Below are 15273 nucleotides of genomic sequence, written 5' to 3'. Positions count from 1 at the left end.
GAAATACTTATGAAATTTGGCAGTCGATATCAGGTTGATGAAAACTGGAGTGATAATAATTTTCAACCAGGCGAGTGGGAGTGTATCATTACAAAGGCAACAGAGACTCTTTCAAAAACAGGAAAGGCAATGGTAGAGATGGGCTTTTCTATTGCAGGACAAGGTGAATTACGGTACTGGCTTGTTGACGACCAGTCAAGTCAGGAGGCGTGGGAGCGAACAAACAAAAACATTACTCGGTTTTTTGATTGCTTTAATATTCCTCGTGGTAATTTTAATGTCCAGTCATGGCTTGGAGCTAAAGGGCGTATTTATATTGACAAGAGCGAGCCGAACAATGACGGAAAGCAGTTTTTTGAAGTGCAAAGACTTATAGCGGAGAAACCGCAAACAAACGGATATCCGCAGCAAAGACAACAGCCGCAAAACCCACAAGCATATCAAGCGTATCAGCAGCAGGGACAGTCGGCATTTCATGCGCCTAGTCAAAACCAACAACAGACGCAAGGAGCGCAAAGAAACAATGGAAACGCTAATAAATGGCAACCGCAACCACAACAAAATCAGTATAACGATTTTGATGACAAATTACCATTTTAAAAACACTGTATAATAATTTTTCACTTTCTACTTTTGCCGTGTGAGGTAGAAAGTGAAAAACGGGAGGCATTTGCAATTTGTACACCGTGGCAGAGGTGGCGAGAAAAACAAAAAGCAGCACGGCTGAAGTGCGATATTTTGCGCGGAAATATACCATTCCAAAAATAACAATAGACAATACGCCTGTTTTTATTTTTGGGAAAAAAGAATATCGGCTTTTTTTGTTTTATAAAAATAAATACAAGCCAAAAGAAAGTCCGCTGCAATTAACATTTGATTTTTATAACCAAACAGCAATTATAAAAAAGCAAAATGTAAAAAGCGCAAAACAAAAAAGAAAAGAAAAGGAGTTAATCAAGAAGATGTGTACGTTATTACAAAAAGCAGGTGAAGCGGGAATTGAAAGAGTTTTTCTTGAAAAGAAACTAAAACTTGATAAATACGCACTTGAAAAGCTGCTTGCAAAATGTACACGACTTCCAATAGCGGAAGATGACCGCATCGACAATAAATTATACTGGGTTGGGAATGAAAATGACATCATACAAATGCTGTATCGGTCTTTTAAACGATAAAACAAAACTATAACCGATGAGGAGGTTTATATGGATAAGGTAACATTTGCAGGAATAGGAAGCGAAGGGTATGAGAGTATACTCCTCAAAAGAAAGTTTATAGGAATTGAATTAAAAGAAAGTTACTATAAGCAGGCGTGCAAAAATTTAAAAGCAGCGGAAACGCATGTTAAAAGTGAAATGCTTTTTTAATGAATTTGCAACATAAGATAAAATTATTGGAGACAGCAAATGGATAAAATACGAATGAGGACAAAAGCGGGTAGTATTAATCTGCGTGTTACAACAAAAGACGGCAGCCCGTGTGAAGTATGGAACGGTGGTAAGAAAATTGCGGAGATGCAAAGCGACAACTGGGAAAACATTGCTGTCCAGAATAACGCAGAAGAGATAATCATTAAGGGATATGACATACAAGAGCTGGGCTGCCAATACAATCAGCTAACCAAATTAAACGCAAGCGGCTTAACAAGTTTGCGACGGCTGAGCTGCTACAACAATCAGCTAACCACATTAAACGTAAGCGGATGTACGAGTTTGCAAAATCTGGACTGCCAATACAATCAGCTAACCAAATTAAACGTAAACGGTTGTACGAGTTTGCAAAATCTGGACTGCCAATACAATCAGCTAACCAAATTAAACGTAAGCGGTTGTACGAGTTTGCAAGAGCTGTACTGCTTCCGCACCCAGCTTACCGCATTAGATGTAAGTGGTTGTACAAGCCTGCAACGGCTGGGATGCTCCAACAATCAGCTAACCACATTAAACGTAAGCGGTTGTACAAGCCTGCAATGGCTGGGATGCTCCAACAATCAGCTAACCACATTAAACGTAAGTGGTTGTACAAGCCTGCAATGGCTGGACTGCGAACACAATCAACTAACCGCATTAAACGCAAGCGGTTGTACAAGTTTGCAATGGCTGTACTGCAACAACAATCAACTAAGTGCCGAAGTTTTCAAAAAACTTTTTGAAGATTTTCCTGAACGCAAATGGAATTATGGAATAAAAAGAGAACAACCGCAAAAAAGGGGTAACATATGAAATCAAATTTTAAAAGCTGTATTTTTTCAGAAACAACCAAAAAACAAATTGATGCAATGACGGATATCAACATGAAATTACGCTTTTATGAAGCAGTTACTAATTACGGAATTTACGGTATAGATCCGGATTTTGAAGGGATTGATTTACTTATTTGGATTCCAATGAAGGATATCATCGATAACGCAACAAACAAACGAGGAGCTCCTGTAGGAAATGCTAATGCCAAAAAAGCTAATAATAAAACTAGCGATAGCGATACAGAACAAGAAAAACAAATAAAATATAATGAAACAAAAAAACTGCCTGAAAATATAGAAAGCAATTCAGAGCAGAAAAAACAAATGGATTTAATTGAAAACAAAGAAAACAATTCAAAACAAGAAAAACAAATAAAACAATTGAATTCAATAAAAACAAATAAAACAATTCGCCCTAATGATAATGATAATGTTAATGTTAATGTTAATGTTAATGATAATGTTAATGTTAATGATAATGTGAATCATCCTCCTCCTGAAGATACAGCAGGACAAGATATATATACATGTTCTGACAAACAGGAGGATGAGGAGGTTTTCTCTGACTTTTCAGAAAACGAAAATTTAACCCAGCTTGCAAAAGACATATACGGGGTTTTTGTTGAGGCGGGAATAAACAAACCAAATACCTTTTTGCTCTTCTTGCAGCGAGACTTTCAGCTTGGACTTGATAAATTACGGGAGCAGGCAATTCCTGTTACCCCTGACATTCTTGCGGCATGCAAAAACTACGCAAAGGTTTTGGCGTTAAAAAAACAACAAGCAACCTGGTGGAACTTTACCGGCGGGTTTGACGGTTTTTGCGGGAAAAACATAATCCTTAAGTTTTTGCCAGAGCGATTTACTCTCACGCAGTTTGAAAAAAATAACCGCTCCCCGCAGGCGGAGAAGGATTATTCAAAACAGGATTTTTCGCAAAGCAGCATTGATGAGTTTTTCGGTAAGCCACAACCGCCGCCACAGGTGGTGAGTGCTGACGTCGGCGATGAACTAGAGGGCGTTATGTTTTAGGGGGTAAAAGACTATGAGAGTTTTAAAACAAGGGAAATGGCAACAGGTAAATATTACGCAATCTTTTTTGCCGGACTATTTGCGGCAATCAAAAGCTTTATGTAAAACACACGGTGAATACAAATGCCTCATTGACACAAGAACAAACGAAGCATCCCCTTGCCCTCTTTGTGAACAAGAGCGGAAGCGGGCGGAAATCGAAACGCAAAAAGAGCTTGAGCAGTTTGAAGCACGCTTAAAAAAAATAGACGGGCTGCCCAAGCGGTACCGCAATGCCGGCTTTAAAAATTTTGTCGTTGACGAAAAAAACAAAACCGCACGGGATAGCGTTTTGTCGTTTGCGAAAAATCCGAATAACAAATGGCTTTTGCTGCTCGGCAAAAACGGCACCGGTAAAACTCATCTCGCGCATGCTGTGCTAAAACTAACGGGCGGCATCTTCCGAGATTTTGACGACGTCTCAACCGACTTACTGGACGCACAAGCGGGATACGGCGCAGGCTTAAACAAAACGCTTGATAAATACGCTAATGCGCCCATGTTGGTGATTGACGAAATTGACAAGGTGAAAAACACCGAAGGGCGCATAACTTGGCTTAATACAATCTTGCGCCGCCGTTACAACGAAATGCTGCCGGTTGTGCTTGTTGGAAACATTGACCTTGAACGTCTATGTCAAATTATAGACTTGCACGGAGGAGAGGCAATGCGGGACAGAATTAAGGAGTTGGGTATAGTTGTCAATTTTAATTTTGAAAGTTATAGACCCGTTTTAAGAGGAGAAATAAAACATGAGCATTGAGAAAAAAATGAAATTAACCGAAAATATCGAACTACTGCATGGCGACTGTTTAGACTTTTTGCCGAAAATTCCGGATGAAAGCATACAGTCAATAATTACTGATCCGCCGTATTTTTTAGGCATGACTCACAACGGACGAAAAGGCTGTTTTAATGATTTAGCTATTTGTAAGCCTTTTTATGAAAAGCTTTTTAAAGAATATAAGCGCATTTTAAAGCCTGACGGCTGTATATATTTCTTTTGTGATTGGCGCAGCTATGCTTTTTATTATCCGATTTTCAATACAATTCTTACGGCAAAAAATTGTCTTATTTGGCAAAAACTCGCCCGCCCAATTATGAATAATTACGGTTTCGGCTATGAAATGATTTTATTTTCCGGAAAAACAAAGACAGCCGACACAAAAGGGCTTTTTTCAAATATTATACAGAATATAAAAAGTTTTAATAGCGGAGCGAGAAAAACAAACGGCGAAAAAATACACCCGACGCAAAAACCGATAGAACTAATGGAAAAATTTATTTTTGACAGCACCGATGAAGGCGATGTCGTATTGGATTCGTTTATGGGTTCCGGCACAACCGGCATTGCGTGCCTGAATACAAACCGCCGATTTATCGGCATGGAAATTGACGATAATTATTTTAATATCGCAAAAAACAGACTGGAAACCGCGATAAAAGGGCAATCAAAAAAAGCGGTTTAATGGGTATTAAAACGGCGTAAAAATCCGAATAAAAAGCCCTGTAAAACGATGGTTATCCACAAGCCTTGGCAATGTATGACGGTATGAAATTTTGGGATGCTGTCAACAAAGGGGATTATCTCGAATTGGATGATTGGAATTATGTACTGATTGTGCATAGCGAGCAAAGGTTTAAAAAAACTTGTGGTTATGAATACTAGTGGGTACGGAGAGCGAACATAATGAAAACAGATGCGAGGGTAGAAATTGTTCATTATAAAAACAATGAGCTTACAGTAAGAATTATCGGCGATATTGATAAGCGGCAAATGGATTTATACATTCAGCATAGGCGGGATTTGTTTAGAAAAGAGGCGCAGAGCCTCAGGGCGGGAGAAAAGCCATACACAGTGCCGCCTATAGAATTAGAGTTATCTGATAAGCGTAAAAAACGGACAACAGGCAAGAATTCGCAGAACACAAAACTTCACGGCATAATACGGATTATTGCAAACAGCACAGGGAATGCTTTTGATGTTGTGAAATACGAAATAAAACGGAAAGCGATGAATGAGCTTAACTATCCGGTAATGAAAAATGGATGGGGAGAGGTTGTGTGGAATACGATTTACCATGAGCCGTTTCCGCAAAGCGAGGCGGACTGTTCAACGGTCGAGGCAAGTTTACTAATTGAAGCTGCGTATTTACTGGCGGCAGATTTAGGAATTTTTATCGGGGATATTTAATATATATTTGCGTTACGTCTTTCCAGTGTGAATAATAATGACATCGGAGGTTTTGAAATGAAAACGAAAATACTATTTATTGTGATTGTCGGGCTTGTTTTGGCAGGCGTATTATTTATGAACTACGGACAAACCGTTCCGATTGATTGTGTCGGGGCAGCTATTGTTTTAACAGGAGGAGGATTAGCTGTTTATGACAGCGTGAAGGCAAAACGAAAAGCTGCATTAATTCCCCTTGCAGTAGGACTCATAACTTTGATTATAACGGGATTTATTCAGTTTAATGGCGTTATTGTTGTTGCCGCATTTGGGTTTATTGCTCTCGGCATATATTTATATTTACGGTTTCATAATCAAAAAAAAAACTGATACTCATTGCCTTTCAGAAAGCACGTGCGTTTTTTTTACTCCTTTTACGCAAGATGTTTTTCTGAAAGGCGTTTTTTAACGGGAGAAAAAAAAGATGAACGAGATAACAAAAAATAAAACGACGACGACATCTGTACCGCCTAACCTTACATTTCAAAGTAAGGTTGAAAACGCCGGAACAGAGTTTGAGCAAAATGAAATATTGAAAATTGATACCGTAGAAAACCGTCAATATGTAAATGCGCGGGAACTGCATATGCAATTACAGGTTGGCAGAGATTTTTCAACATGGATAAAAGAGCGTATTGAGAAATACAGCTTAATCGAAGGGAAAGATTATCAATCTTGCTCACCGAATTTGGGGAGCGAGATTCACGGCGGGCAAAACAAAAAAGATTATTTACTAACCGTCCAAGCCGCTAAAGAATTGGCGATGGTAGAAAACAATGAGCAGGGGCGGAAAATACGGCAATATCTTATTAAGGTTGAGGAAGCGTGGAACACTCCCGAGATGATAATGGCAAGAGCCTTGCAGGTTTCCCAAAACACAATCAATTCATTAAATGAAAGATTAACCATAGCGGAAAAAACAATCGAAGCGCAAAAACCGAAAGTAGAGCTTGCCGATGCCCTCACCTCAAGCAAAGGGGCTATCAGTATGGCGGAGGCGGTAAAGGTTTTACATTTGCCATTCGGGCGCAATACCGCTTTTAAAATGCTGCGGAATGCAAAAGTCCTCAATGCAGATAACATCCCATACCAAGAATATATCAATCGGGGCTATTTTAGAGTGCGGGAAAGTAGCTGGAGGAATGCAAAGGGCGAGACAAAAATATCACTTGTAACAGAAGTTTTCCAAAAGGGCATGGATTATTTACGCTCATTTTTTATTAACAAAGAGGTACTATCGGCATGAGACCACCATTTATCCTTGATAAGGGGCAAGAGGCAAAAAAAGAAGATAGCAGCATAGGGCAATCAGAATTAATCTTCGAAAAAGAATTAAGCGAGGAGCGTGCATGAAACTCTATATTTCGGGCGGAATAACGAATGTTCCGGATTATAAAACACAGTTTAAAGCAGCAGAAAGGAAGCTAACGGAAAGCGGCTATACGGTTATCAATCCCGCCGATTTTGAATTTACCGAAGGGGCAACTTACGATGAAAAGATGCGCTTTGATTTAATGCAATTGTTAGGATGTGATGGAGTAGCTCTTTTAGGCGGCTGGGAAAAATCAAAGGGAGCGAACATTGAGGCTTCGACCGCATTGAAAGTCGGCATCCCTGTTTACGATGTTGATTATTGGTTGGTAAATGGTAAAAAAGAACTCGACGAGGTAGGTGCATGAAAGGCTCTATGAGAAAAACACGCCTATACGTATTTAATCGAGACGGTTTTAAATGTACCGTTTGCGGTAAAAAAATAGATTGGACAACAGGACAGATGGCGCACAGAATACCAAAAACAAAACTAAACATAAAAAAGTACGGGATAGGCATTATAGACCATGCTTTTAATTTGCGAACAACATGCTCATTAAAATGTAATTCCGCCGTTTTAATTGACAACAATCCGGCAGAAAAAGAACAGCTCATTGAGGCGATACGGAGGCAGGGGAAGAGGTGAGCTATAGTCATTGGCATAAATATAAAACAGCCCCTAAAGAGCAGCGCACGGCAGACGGCATAGTTTTTGCAAGCAAGGCGGAAATGTTACGATACAAGGAGTTAAGACTTTTAGAAAAATCAGGCGTGATAAAAAACCTTGAATTACAACCTAAATTCTTAATTATCCCTGCAACGGAAAAAGGTGGAAGGGCAACCCATTATGTCGCCGATTTCCGCTACACGACAAAAGGCGGGGTAGAAATAGTCGAGGATGTGAAGGGTGTTAAGACGGAAGTGTATAAGCTAAAGAAAAAGCTTTTATTATGGCAATATCCGGAAATCAATTTTTACGAGAACAAAGTATAAAAAAGTATACATGGTGAGAAAAGGTATAAAAAGAAACGTATTGACTTTATTGAGAAGTTGCTTATAATTTTTATAGGAGTTGAAAAAATTGGAAGTAAAAGTTTTGAGTGTAAAAAATCCGTTTGCATATTTAATCATGCAGGGCGGAAAAGATATTGAAAATAGAACATGGAAAACAGACTATCGAGGAAGGCTCTATATTCACGTTGGCGGCGAAACCTTACCGTTTTTTACCATCGATGAAAATCCTCCTCAATTTCTTAAAATAAACAATGAAAAGCAGATTTTACAAAAATACAAAAACTATGCTGAAAAACTTGAAGATTACTATTGTGATTTAGCAAAACAGTATGTAAATGCAGGCGTTCCGACAGGTAGCGAGTCGGAGGATGAATGGTTGAATAAAATAATTGACCGCCCCGACTTATGGCTTTTAAAATCTCAAACAATAATCGGCTATGTCGATTTAGTTGATATTGTACAAGATAGCAATAGTCCATGGGCTATAGAAGGGCAGTATCATTGGATTTTGAAAAATCCTACACTTTTGGCAGAGCCTATTCAGCAAGTAAAAGGTCGTTTAAACATTTGGAATTATAACATTTCAGAATAAAAATAATAAAAATAACAAGCATCTCTAAACAAAAACCCTCTTTCATTTTTATCCTTTCTATTTGATTTACGCATTCTTGTTATTATATGATTATAAATCATAGTATTAACAGGAGGTGTTTATACATGCTTTTTTTTGGTAAATCTTTCAAGTGTTTTGACAGTTCCGGCGGCATTGGCATAGGCTCGGCGGGCAGCGCAAAAACAAAAGCCTTGCGAAGAGCAAAGCGATATAGTAGACATGGCGGAGCTTGCGAAAAAGACGGATAGGCTTAAAGAGGCAAGGCAGAAAGAAAGAGACTTAAGAAAAGCAGAAAACAGAAGCGATACAGACTATCAGGCGAAAAACGATGACTATGTAGTTTCTTTTGTTTTTGAGAATAACGCGGCAAAGCAAGATTTTTGCAGGCGTGCAAATATACCTATAAGCGAACGGTTTGTAAAATCAGCACTGCTTTATGATATCGCAGACGGTAGAATTAAAATGCGAGGAGGTCGGTAAATGCAAGTTTGGCAGCGGCGAGCGGATGAAAGCTCACGGCAATACCAATATTTTAAAAACTTCTTAGAGCTTGGAACATTGCGAACACTGCAAAAAGTACAAGAAAAGTACAACAAAAGTATAGCATATTTCCAGAAATTGTCTTCTAAACACGAATGGACAATGCGGGCAGACGCATACGACCGCTATATCGATGAGATTGTACGGAAAGAAAATATTGAAGCAATCAAAAAAGCCAACAAAGAAAACGTGCAGCTTGCACAAATGATAAAGTATGCCGCAGGGAAAAAGGTACAGGTTATAATCGACAAGATAAAAGATGCAGGAGGAGACATTGAGGCATTAGAGAAAATAACGGACGGCATATCGTGGAACGTATTACCTACACTGTTTAATATTGCAACAGAAATAGAGCGCAAGGCTTACGGCATAAATGACGACATGTTGAAGCTGTCAATAACCGACAGCGGCAATAACGATGTGGAAGTTAGCATTGCTATAAAGAAAAAGCAAATCTTAGAAAAACTCCAAGCGGAAGAAGAAAGCAACAGTCCCGCAGAAACGCAAGAGGCGATAGGCGATGTGGGCATGCAGGGAGAATAGAACGCTTACCGCAAGCATATTGCGGAAAAACAAAGAGCTAAAAGACCTCTTTATAAACAGCCTTACGGCGGAAGAGCTGGACGCCCTCAATTACGATTGGAGCTTTTGGGCGAGAGATGAACAGCTGCCGCCCGATGAATGGATAAACGGCAATAAATACATTTGGAACTTGCGATGCGGGCGCGGCTGGGGAAAAACAAGAACCGCAGGTCAGACGTTTATAGAAGCGGTAAAGGCAGGGTACAAGCGGCTGTCATTATGCGGCGCAACGGCTGAAGAGGTGCGGGATATAATGATAAACGGCGAAAGCGGTATAGCGCAGTATTGCCCGCCTGAACTTGGGATGGACTATAAGCCGTCGCAAAAAAAGATATTTTTTAAAAACGGCGCAGTTGTAAGTATTTTTTATGGCTCCGAGCCTGAAAAGTCGAGAGGTGCGCAGTCGGATTTTATTTGGTGTGATGAAATACACAAGTGGCAATATCCGGAAGAAACATTTGACAACCTTATATTAGGCTTGCGACTGGGAAATAACCCGCTCTGCATTGTAACAAGTACACCGAAGCCGACGGCATTCGCCAAGAAGTTTGAAAAAATGACGGATGAGAAAGGCAATCCGTGCGTAACTACGACTGTGGGAAGTACCTATAGTAACGTTGATAACCTATCTAAGAAGTTTTTCAGTACAATTATTTCGAAGTACAAGGGCACACGGCTTGCGCTACAAGAGCTATTCGCTCAAATACTCGACGACAACCCGAACGCACTCTTTAAAAAAGAATGGATTGAATATAACCGAGTTGATGAGTTACCGCTGCATGTTAATCGATATCGAGTTATCACAAGCGTAGACCCCGCAACATCACACAACCCCGATACATCAAACCATACGGGAATTATAACAATCCTTGAAGGGGCTGCTCCTGAAAAGCTTATTATGAACGGTGAGGTAAAATGCAGGAGAGAAAATCACTATTACGTTTTACGGGATAGCTCGGTAATTGGAACGCCTAATACTTGGGGCTCAATGGCCGTAAGTAATGCGGACTTGTTTAACGCAGTAAATATCGTTATAGAAGATAATCAAGGCGGCGACTTAACAGAACTTGCCCTTATAAATGCGGGTTGCAAAACGGCTATTAGCAGAGTAAGGGCGGTAAAAGATAAGCAGACAAGGGCAACAACAGCTTCTATGCTTTGCGAGCAGGGGCGTATTCACTTTTACCGAGACCCGAAAACATATAACGTATTACACGGGATAGATAACTTAGATGTGCTAGAGCAGGAGCTCACGGATTGGGTACCGGGAAGCGACAGCCCTGATAGAATGGATGCTTTTGTGCACGGCATAAATTGGCTACAGCCTAACATGAAGGACACGGGGACGGAGGTTATCGCAAGTAATATAATAGCCTCTGCTTTTGCTACTTCCGGATATTAGCTTTATTTTAAGGAGATATAGAGAAAGATGAAATTGTTAGATTTTTTTAAGCGTCCATTTTTTGGTATTTTTGTTGACAGCAGCGTAAAAGGAAAGGGTGTTTTTGACAATGTAAAAACGGACTATGTATTGTCAAGAGCCTTGTATACCTCCGCTCCTGTTGGTGATGACTATCTACAGTATGCGTTAGGGAATTACTGCACAAAAACATACATTGATACGTTTAGTTCATTTGTTGGCTTGCCTGACATTACATCGGCAAGCGATGATTTTACCGCAAGCATTCAAGCGTTTTTACTAAAAGAAAAGCCGACCCTTATAAGGATTTACCGGCAAACGATGATTGACGGGACGCATTACGTCTGGGCGAGAATTGAAAACGACATTAAGGGCATGCCGAAATTAAAACTAAAACAAATACCGTTTGAAAACGTGGTGGAAAAAGATTGCATTAAAACAATAGACGGTGTTTATAAAAAGTTTGTAATTGAGACCGTTGAGAAATGGATAAAAGGGGGTGATGAAAAAACGGCGATCGTAAGAATTGAGCTTGAGCCCGGAAAAGAGACAATCACGATAGACGGTGATTTGCCGCCGCAGTACTCAAAAGGGCAAGACGTCATTCTTACAAGTTTTAATTTTGTGCCGGTGTTTTGCCTTTACAATAACAAACTTACTTTCATGAAAGACGGAATACCGGAGATTGCTCCTGTTGTGCCGTTTATCCGCCGTTACGATGCGACATTGCGAATAATCGGGAAACATATAGACAATATTTTAGACCCGAAGATGAAGATTAAAGTAGAAAACGCAGATAATTTTTTAAAACGCTCCTTTGGTTTATCCGCTGCTGAATATGCTAAGGCCGTTTCAGGGGAGCTAACAGTAGACATTACACAATTCAAGGCGGCTATGCTTGCAAACAAGGATGACGATTTAGAATTTATTACGCAGCAAGACAACACACAATCGGCGATTGAATTATTAAAGCTTTTACACTGGATAATCGTTGAACTTACCATGCCTGAATATCTCTATGGAACAGCGATGAACTCAACAAACGCAAGCGTAAAAGAGCAATCACCTGTTTGGACAAAAAAGGTTGAAGATAGGCAAAGCGACTATAACGAGTTTTATTATTGGCTTGCAGACATATTCTATTTAGCGCAAACGGCAATAAACGGACGGGATATATACGCTCAAGACGGCGGGGCTGGCAAAGTCCTTGTTAGATGGGCAGAGCTTACGGCAAAAGACGATGTAGCGGTTATGAATGCGCTTAGTACTTTTGTTGGCGCAATGGACAAGGCTATGACGCTTGGCTTAATTTCTCCTCAAACAGCATTTAACACAATGAAAACCTTTATATCAATTCCGAATGATTACGAGGATGAAAAGAAGGCGGCGGCGGAGTGGATAAAATTAAAATTACGAATTGAAAGCATTCAGGACAGAATACGTAGCGGCGATGTGGACGCCGAAGACGCTATAAACGAGTTATTCAGCAGGGAGGCTGCATAAAAATGATAATACAAATAAAACACGGCAATGAAATAAAAAGATTAGACACCGACACACTATCCGAACAGGAAATTGAATTTTATATCCGGTATTGCCAAAGGTCAATGCAGGAAATAAACAATAGGCTTTTACAGCTTAAGGCGGAGCAATCCTCTACATACTCAGAAGAAAGGGGGGCTCTTATTATGAAGTGTCAGGAAAGTTTTTTTATATATGAGAAAACAACAAAAAAACTTATGCGGTGCTTAGAGGAAATGCCCTGCTCCACAGTCGGGATAAATCCAAAAGACTTTATGAGGGCAGCGAGAAACGTTTTATATCCTGAAGTATTAAATAAAGTTATTACCGAAGCAAGAGCTATACAAGAGCGCAAGGCGGTCGAATGAAATTTAATCTTGACGGATTACCTGAAGAACTGCGGCAGTATATCCGAGACGCAATAGAAATGCGAGCTGATGCCTTGCGTATGGTTGATAAAGAAATTAAACACGCTATGCAAGAGGCGATAAACGCCATTAAGAAAAATATCGGGCGAGGAGTGTTTACCGGCGTAGGGAAAAACTTAGCAGAAATTATAGAGGAACAAAAGATAATTTTTGCAGCAGAACTTGAACGGATAATACAGGAAGGATTAACAAAAGCGGGCTATGCGGGGCTTTCTATAGGTGCAAACATTCTTAATCACTATCAAAAAAAAGGGCTGATTAAAATAACACGAGTCCATAAAGATGTTTTACGGCAGGCGGAACTTATAGCCGAAAGCACTTTTAAGAAGCGGCGAAAATTCAAAGAAAGAGAGTTTGTTTTGTCCGATAGAATATGGGATTTATCGGGCAACAACATGGAAAAAATAAAAGAGATACTCGAAGCCGGAATAAACACCGATTGCGTGGATGTTGCAAAAGCTCTTTCTAAATATGTAAAAGAAGGTTCGGAAACATTAGCGAAAGAATACCCAAACATGATGGAGAGAATGGGCGGGCGGGTGCCTAAAAACTTAAACTATGAGGCGTTACGCCTTGCCCGAAACGAAGCGGCGGAAACATATTGGCAAGCGACGGTAGAGGGTTTTAAGGATAACCCCGCCGTAACGGCATGCAAATGGCTTATATCAAACAACAGGATACCGGGCTTTCACGACATCTGCGACGATTACGCATACGCCGATAATTACGGACTGGGGGCGGGGATATACCCTGTAGCAGAAGCACCGGATAAACCGCATGTAAATTGCCTATGTTGCCTTGCGCCCGTAATAGATAAGGCAATACAGCGGGGTGTAGGGAATACGCCGCCTGAAAACTGGGATGAGATAAAAGAGCGGCTAAAAACGACTAAAAGTTTTATCAACATGGATGAGCTAACGGAAGAACAAAAAGAAAAGATACGAGAGCAGCGGCGAGAATATTACAGGAAGAAAAAAGAAGAGCGAGAGCTGGAAAAATCACAGAAAAAAGGGTATAATACAGGAGGTAGCAAAGATGAAAAAGGAAACAGCGGAAAAACTAAAGACACTGACGGAATACGAACAAGAAGTATTCAAAGAAATGCAGACACACAAGGAAAGGTTCCATTTAACGGACGAATTTCTCATGGAGGAGCTGCTGAAAAATCGGGGGGACATCGAATCAATGAGGACGGCAACGCATTACGCCTTCAAGCCGTATCATATAGCAAGGGCAATCCTCGAGATTATCTAGTAGCAGATGATGATATAAAAATTGATAATCGTGTTTTTGGGAAAAAATTAGGACAACATGCTCAGGAATTTGGTTTTAGTGCAAATCGAGAAACCGACAGAGGTAGCTTTAAAGATATTATTTTAAATATTAGGAAAAACAGCGATGAGGTATATTTAGGGACATGGAGAAACGTTCCTAAGGTGTTATTTTATATCAAGGGGGATGATGTCGTTGTTACCGATACTGAAAATAATTTTATTACAATACTGAAAGATGGAGTAAATAATGCAAGGGTTAAAAACGCAAGAAAGCAATAAATTTAATAAGTACTGGGATTTAATACAGGCAGAAGCAAAAAAGAAAAATTCTGTATTTTTTGCCGAATGTGGCGAAGGCAGAGATTTTGAAACCGAAGAAATGGAAGGAGAAGACTTTAGCGGGTGGCTTGTCCCGCAGAATAAAGTAAATGAATTTCAAATAATATGGGATGCCGATACCATTGAAATATGGAATCATGAAGAATATAACGAATATCATAGGTTTATAAATTGGAAAATAAATAATGGGATTGTTAGTGTTGATTTTCACAAAATCGATAGCCTTACATTCCAAAAAGTGATGGATTAAAGTCATAAGCCTTTTTTATAAAATCTATAAGCCGCTTTTTCTCTTCCTTAGGGATATTTATAAATCGTATTTTCCGCACTTCTTTATAACCTTTTCTAATAGCTCCGCCGAAACACTCCTCTAAAAAGCTAGGCGTATATACAACAGTTCCGCTAAAATCAACGCAGAGCTCAGGATTATTTTTATTTTTCTCAAGAAACGGAATTAAATACGTTTCCCTAAACGCTTCTCCGGAACAGGGGGACAGTGTAACAAACCGCCCGCCTTGATATCTATAGTCGCTGTCGCATTCTATTATTTTTAACGTTTTCAATTCTTTCCTCTGTCTTTTTAATAAGCCAATTCGATATTATAGTTATCTGCAAAAGAAAACTCAATTTTTTTTTCATATTTTTTTTTAATATAAATTTGCGTTACGCCCCCATCATGTTGTAT

At 39.7% G+C, this 15273-nt stretch carries 23 protein-coding genes; 22 read left to right on the top strand and 1 reads right to left on the bottom strand.

Annotated features, from left to right (window positions below; all coding sequences use genetic code 11):
• The first annotated feature begins 9 nt into the window (after window positions 1–9).
• The 22 genes from FUT79_RS09175 to FUT79_RS09075 all read left to right on the top strand — a co-directional run bounded on the left by FUT79_RS09175 (window position 10) and on the right by FUT79_RS09075 (window position 14838).
• Complete coding sequence (locus FUT79_RS09175; RefSeq protein ID WP_044634220.1) at window positions 10–600, top strand: hypothetical protein; 591 nt, start codon at window positions 10–12, stop codon at window positions 598–600.
• Between the two features lie 95 nt (window positions 601–695).
• Window positions 696–1175, top strand: coding sequence for a hypothetical protein (locus tag FUT79_RS09170; RefSeq protein ID WP_148889574.1), 480 nt, complete (start codon window positions 696–698; stop codon window positions 1173–1175).
• A 30-nt stretch (window positions 1176–1205) separates the two neighbouring features.
• Entirely contained in the window at window positions 1206–1367 is a 162-nt protein-coding gene (locus tag FUT79_RS09165; RefSeq protein WP_148884079.1) for a site-specific DNA-methyltransferase, read from the top strand.
• 39 nt (window positions 1368–1406) lie between these two features.
• Complete coding sequence (locus tag FUT79_RS09160; RefSeq protein WP_148889572.1) at window positions 1407–2222, top strand: leucine-rich repeat domain-containing protein; 816 nt, start codon at window positions 1407–1409, stop codon at window positions 2220–2222.
• Complete coding sequence (locus tag FUT79_RS09155; RefSeq protein ID WP_148889571.1) at window positions 2219–3274, top strand: hypothetical protein; 1056 nt, start codon at window positions 2219–2221, stop codon at window positions 3272–3274. Before FUT79_RS09160 ends, FUT79_RS09155 begins: the two co-directional genes overlap by 4 nt.
• Before the next feature lie 13 nt (window positions 3275–3287).
• On the top strand, window positions 3288–4076 hold the full coding sequence (locus FUT79_RS09150; protein WP_148889569.1) for an ATP-binding protein: 789 nt from the start codon (window positions 3288–3290) through the stop codon (window positions 4074–4076).
• Window positions 4066–4782 carry a DNA-methyltransferase gene (locus FUT79_RS09145; protein WP_244951083.1) on the top strand — a complete coding sequence of 239 codons (717 nt, stop codon included), beginning with the start codon at window positions 4066–4068 and terminating at the stop codon, window positions 4780–4782. Before FUT79_RS09150 ends, FUT79_RS09145 begins: the two co-directional genes overlap by 11 nt.
• Window positions 4783–5003: 221 nt before the next feature.
• Window positions 5004–5507 (top strand): hypothetical protein, encoded by a 504-nt coding sequence (locus tag FUT79_RS09140; RefSeq protein WP_148889567.1) that lies wholly within the window; start codon window positions 5004–5006, stop codon window positions 5505–5507.
• Between the two features lie 57 nt (window positions 5508–5564).
• The gene (locus FUT79_RS09135; RefSeq protein ID WP_024751625.1) at window positions 5565–5876 is read left to right on the top strand and encodes a hypothetical protein; all 312 of its coding nucleotides are present in this window, start codon (window positions 5565–5567) and stop codon (window positions 5874–5876) included.
• A 94-nt stretch (window positions 5877–5970) separates the two neighbouring features.
• Window positions 5971–6792, top strand: a complete 822-nt coding sequence (locus FUT79_RS09130; protein WP_024751624.1) for an antA/AntB antirepressor family protein — start codon at window positions 5971–5973, stop codon at window positions 6790–6792.
• 103 nt (window positions 6793–6895) lie between these two features.
• Window positions 6896–7225 carry a DUF4406 domain-containing protein gene (locus FUT79_RS09125; protein WP_148889565.1) on the top strand — a complete coding sequence of 110 codons (330 nt, stop codon included), beginning with the start codon at window positions 6896–6898 and terminating at the stop codon, window positions 7223–7225.
• Window positions 7222–7503 carry an HNH endonuclease gene (locus tag FUT79_RS09120; RefSeq protein WP_024751734.1) on the top strand — a complete coding sequence of 94 codons (282 nt, stop codon included), beginning with the start codon at window positions 7222–7224 and terminating at the stop codon, window positions 7501–7503. Before FUT79_RS09125 ends, FUT79_RS09120 begins: the two co-directional genes overlap by 4 nt.
• Window positions 7500–7850, top strand: coding sequence for a DUF1064 domain-containing protein (locus FUT79_RS09115; protein WP_044634588.1), 351 nt, complete (start codon window positions 7500–7502; stop codon window positions 7848–7850). Before FUT79_RS09120 ends, FUT79_RS09115 begins: the two co-directional genes overlap by 4 nt.
• An 88-nt stretch (window positions 7851–7938) precedes the next feature.
• Window positions 7939–8463, top strand: coding sequence for an ASCH domain-containing protein (locus FUT79_RS09110; RefSeq protein WP_148879789.1), 525 nt, complete (start codon window positions 7939–7941; stop codon window positions 8461–8463).
• Between the two features lie 125 nt (window positions 8464–8588).
• Window positions 8589–8732: a hypothetical protein gene (locus tag FUT79_RS15130; RefSeq protein ID WP_174897135.1), complete on the top strand. Its 144-nt coding sequence runs from the start codon at window positions 8589–8591 to the stop codon at window positions 8730–8732.
• Window positions 8704–8964 carry a hypothetical protein gene (locus tag FUT79_RS09105; protein WP_244951082.1) on the top strand — a complete coding sequence of 87 codons (261 nt, stop codon included), beginning with the start codon at window positions 8704–8706 and terminating at the stop codon, window positions 8962–8964. Before FUT79_RS15130 ends, FUT79_RS09105 begins: the two co-directional genes overlap by 29 nt.
• Window positions 8965–9567: a hypothetical protein gene (locus FUT79_RS09100; RefSeq protein ID WP_148879788.1), complete on the top strand. Its 603-nt coding sequence runs from the start codon at window positions 8965–8967 to the stop codon at window positions 9565–9567. It abuts the gene before it with no gap.
• A complete protein-coding gene (locus FUT79_RS09095; RefSeq protein WP_148889563.1) occupies window positions 9545–11008 on the top strand; it encodes a terminase large subunit domain-containing protein in 1464 nt (487 codons plus the stop codon). Before FUT79_RS09100 ends, FUT79_RS09095 begins: the two co-directional genes overlap by 23 nt.
• A gap of 27 nt (window positions 11009–11035) precedes the next feature.
• Complete coding sequence (locus FUT79_RS09090; protein ID WP_148884068.1) at window positions 11036–12529, top strand: hypothetical protein; 1494 nt, start codon at window positions 11036–11038, stop codon at window positions 12527–12529.
• Between the two features lie 2 nt (window positions 12530–12531).
• Entirely contained in the window at window positions 12532–12915 is a 384-nt protein-coding gene (locus FUT79_RS09085; RefSeq protein WP_002695934.1) for a hypothetical protein, read from the top strand.
• Window positions 12912–14528, top strand: coding sequence for a hypothetical protein (locus FUT79_RS09080; RefSeq protein WP_148884524.1), 1617 nt, complete (start codon window positions 12912–12914; stop codon window positions 14526–14528). The genes FUT79_RS09085 and FUT79_RS09080 overlap by 4 nt, the downstream gene beginning before the upstream one ends.
• Window positions 14497–14838, top strand: coding sequence for a hypothetical protein (locus tag FUT79_RS09075; protein WP_024751943.1), 342 nt, complete (start codon window positions 14497–14499; stop codon window positions 14836–14838). The genes FUT79_RS09080 and FUT79_RS09075 overlap by 32 nt, the downstream gene beginning before the upstream one ends.
• Here FUT79_RS09075 and FUT79_RS09070 read toward each other — a convergent pair.
• On the bottom strand, window positions 14813–15151 hold the full coding sequence (locus FUT79_RS09070) for an STAS-like domain-containing protein (protein WP_148889561.1): 339 nt from the start codon (window positions 15149–15151) through the stop codon (window positions 14813–14815). The genes FUT79_RS09075 and FUT79_RS09070 overlap by 26 nt on opposite strands.
• Window positions 15152–15273 lie beyond the last annotated feature (122 nt).

Origin of the sequence: Treponema phagedenis, from assembly GCF_008153345.1 — a bacterium.
GTDB lineage: Bacteria > Spirochaetota > Spirochaetia > Treponematales > Treponemataceae > Treponema > Treponema phagedenis.
Note: the sequence above shows the minus strand (reverse complement) of the source record. Positions and strands in the feature narration are given on the sequence as shown.